4 protein-coding genes are annotated in these 2,972 nt (G+C 65.5%); 1 reads left to right on the top strand and 3 read right to left on the bottom strand.

Annotated elements, in window-relative coordinates; genetic code table 11:
* Positions 1–154 precede the first annotated feature (154 nt).
* On the bottom strand, positions 155–1,147 hold the full coding sequence (locus SE92_RS12870; RefSeq protein ID WP_063196034.1) for a tripartite tricarboxylate transporter substrate binding protein: 993 nt from the start codon (positions 1,145–1,147) through the stop codon (positions 155–157).
* Between the two features lie 218 nt (positions 1,148–1,365).
* Here SE92_RS12870 and SE92_RS12865 point away from each other — a divergent pair, with 218 nt between their 5' ends.
* Positions 1,366–1,833: an SRPBCC family protein gene (locus tag SE92_RS12865; RefSeq protein ID WP_063196033.1), complete on the top strand. Its 468-nt coding sequence runs from the start codon at positions 1,366–1,368 to the stop codon at positions 1,831–1,833.
* Positions 1,834–1,840: 7 nt separating this feature from the next.
* Here SE92_RS12865 and SE92_RS12860 read toward each other — a convergent pair whose 3' ends face one another.
* Both SE92_RS12860 and SE92_RS12855 read right to left on the bottom strand, forming a co-directional pair.
* Positions 1,841–2,608, bottom strand: a complete 768-nt coding sequence (locus SE92_RS12860; RefSeq protein WP_157095873.1) for an RsiV family protein — start codon at positions 2,606–2,608, stop codon at positions 1,841–1,843.
* 58 nt (positions 2,609–2,666) lie between these two features.
* Positions 2,667–2,972: cobalamin-dependent protein (locus tag SE92_RS12855; protein ID WP_198172627.1), on the bottom strand; the 306-nt coding region annotated here is incomplete at its 5' end.

Raw genomic sequence — 2,972 nt, 5'->3', positions numbered from 1 at the left:
GAGTCTCCGCGGGGACGGAGAGAGTTGGATGCGCGGAGAGTCCCCCTCACCCGACTTCGAGCGTTGCTCGAAGTCGACCTCTCCCCGCAAGCGGGGAGAGGTGAAAGGGTGCTCAGCGCTGCGGCCGGCGTCATCTCAGCGAGAGCAGGCGACGTCACGCCTTGCTGAGGCCAGCCGCCTTCATCGCCTCGCCCATCTGGGCGTCGCCCTTGTCCATGAAGCCGGCGAACTGGGTGGCGTCGCCCCAGACGGTGCCGAAGCCGCGGTTGCTCATGAAGTCCTTGAACTCGGCGGACTCGTAGACCTTCTTCAGCGCCGCGGTGAGCTTGGTTGCGATTTCCGGCGGCAGGCCCTTCGGCGCACCGATGCCGCGCCAGGCGCCGGTCGCGTAGTCGATGCCCATCGCCTCCTTCAGCGTCGGCACGTCCTTGAACACCGGATTACGCGCGGGCGCCATGATGGCGAGGCTCCTGGCCTTGCCCGCCTCGATGATGGCGCGTGCCTCCGGCACCGAGCAGGTCGTGAGGTCGAGGCCGCCAGCGGCAAGATCCTGCATCGCGGGCGCCGCGCCGTTCGACGGCACCCAGGCGACCTGGTTGGCAGGCAGGCCCATCGCCTGCATCCAGCCGACCAGCGCCAGATGCCAGATGCCGCCCTGGCCGGTGCCCGAAGCCTTGAACTTGCCGGGCGGCGCCGCCTTGATCGCCTCGGCGAGCTCCTTGACCGTCTTGTAGGGCGAGGAGGAGGAGACCTGGATGCCCGGAGGATCCTCGTTCATCAGGGCGAGCGGCGTGTAGCTCTTCGGCGTCAGCTCGGTCAGGCCCTGCCAGTGCATCATCGAGATTTCGACGGTGAGCATGCCGATGGTGTAGCCGTCGGGCTGCGCGGTCGCGATCGCGCTGTGGCCGACCACGCCGGAGCCGCCGGTCCGGTTGACCACGTTGAAGGGCTGGCCGAGGTCCTTTTCCAGGAGCGCTGCGACGATGCGCGCGGTCGCATCGGTTCCACCGCCGGCGCCCCAGGGCACGATCACGGTGACCGGACGGGCCGGATAGGCTTGTGCGAGCGCGGGCTTCAAGCCGAAAGCGGCGGATGCCGCAACGGCGGCGGTCGAAGCCGCAAAGCTGCGGCGCGAAATCTTGGACATTGAATGCCTCCCAGCGGCGCCCGTGATGCCGGGCGCTCTTGTCAATGAGGACATTCTAGTCGGCTTTGCAGCGCCGCCGCAAGGTAGCGCTACCAACGAGATCGACATGTTGTGTGAAAACAGCATGCCCATCGGACGGGCAGTCGGAAATCGGGTGGGTTTCGGCGGCACGCGCCATCAATCTGCGCGCGTAACGAAAACACCAAGGCAAGCTGTCGATGACCCAAGCCTATTACAGCGCCGTGCTGGACCGCCCGCTAGACGAAGTCTGGTCGCTGATCCGCGATTTCAACAACTACCCCGCTTACATCGACGGCGTCAGCGAGAGCGTCATCGAAGACGACAAACGCGGCGATGAAGTCGGCGCCGTCAGGCGCTTCTGCTATCTCGGCAACTGGATTCGCCAGAGCCTGGTCGATCACTCGGACCGGCAGCACAGCCTGACCTATGCCGGTCTCGAAGCGCTGCCCTATCCGCAGGATGAGGGAAGCCGCATGCCGGCGCCAGCACGCTATCAAGGCACCATGCATCTGCGCCCGATCACCGAGGGCGACCGTACCCTGATCGAATGGTCGGTCGACCTCAAGACCGAGCCCGCGGACGCCGATCGCTGGCAGGCCCTGTTTGCGTCGTGGATTCCGGCTTGGACGGACTCGCTTGCGCGGACGTTGGCGCGATCCGGTTAGCGTTGGCTTACGGCTCGTCCGCGTCGCCCTTCGGCCGCGCGCCGCCGAAGATGCGGGCACCTTCCGCTGTGAGGTAAGGCTTCAGCGCCTCCCATGGCACGAAGGCGACATACTCGCCCTCGGCATAGGGACCGACGGCGTAGGGCGGGTAGTGGAAGGTGAGGCCGGAGCTCTTGCCAGCCTCCGTTGACGGTGCCAGCGTGACCGCGCCGATCTTGAGCAGGCTGGGCTTCAGCTCCTTGAACCATTCGTCGGTCGCGGTCTCGCCGGCGTCGCGCTTCTTCTTCTCGGATTTCAGCGAGGCGATGATGGCCTTCACCATCGCCTTCATGGTCGCCCCGTTGTCGGCAGTCTCGGCGAAGAACGGCCGGATCGAGATGCGCTTGTTGTCCGCCTTGTCCCACAGGATCGTGTTCACGTCCGAATTGGGATGCGCGCCGCGAGTATTCATGTAGTCGTCGCGCAGGATGCTGACATAGCGATCGGCGACGACGGACCGGATTGAGTATTTGCGCTCAAAATCCCAGCCGCCGTCTTTAAAGAACTGCGGATCGGTTTTGCGCGCGGCGGCAGCTTCGGCCGCATTCTTGTCGAGCCACTTTTTGCCTTCGGCGAAGCAGTCCGCCGCCAGTGCCGCATCCGCCTTGATCTTGTCGTCGAGGAAGAGGCGCGCCTCGATGCTCTTGGTCTTGATGACGGTGTCGGGCTTGGGGTCGGCGGCGTGGGTGGGACCGAACAGCGCGCTGCAAACCGCGGCAACAGCGAGCGCGCGCATGAAACCTGGCGCGAGAAACATCACGCAAACCTTTCTTGTCGGAAAATAGACGGCGAAGCTACTCCGCCGCCTCGCTATGCCCGAGCCGGGTATTCAGCTTGCGGATCAGCTCCTCGGCGGCCTCCGCGATCACCGTGCCCGGCGGAAAGATCGCTTCCGCGCCGGCAGCATAGAGCGCATCGTAATCCTGCGGCGGCACCACGCCGCCGACGATGATCATGATGTCGTCGCGGCCCTGCTTCTTCAGCGCGGCCTTCAGTTCCGGCACGGCGGTGAGATGGGCGGCGGCGAGCGAGGAGACGCCGAGGATGTGCACGTCGTTCTCGACCGCCTGTCGCGCGGCCTCATCCGCGGTGGCAAACAG

Source organism: Bradyrhizobium sp. AT1 (assembly GCF_001590795.1).
In the GTDB taxonomy this organism is placed as follows: domain Bacteria; phylum Pseudomonadota; class Alphaproteobacteria; order Rhizobiales; family Xanthobacteraceae; genus Bradyrhizobium.
Note: the sequence above shows the minus strand (reverse complement) of the source record. Positions and strands in the feature narration are given on the sequence as shown.

Coding starts and splice junctions, on each gene's coding strand:
- SE92_RS12870 (WP_063196034.1), bottom strand. CDS start 1,147: ATGTCCAAGATTTCGCGCCGCAGCTTTGCGGCTTCGACCGCCGCCGTT.
- SE92_RS12865 (WP_063196033.1), top strand. CDS start 1,366: ATGACCCAAGCCTATTACAGCGCCGTGCTGGACCGCCCGCTAGACGAA.
- SE92_RS12860 (WP_157095873.1), bottom strand. CDS start 2,608: ATGCGCGCGCTCGCTGTTGCCGCGGTTTGCAGCGCGCTGTTCGGTCCC.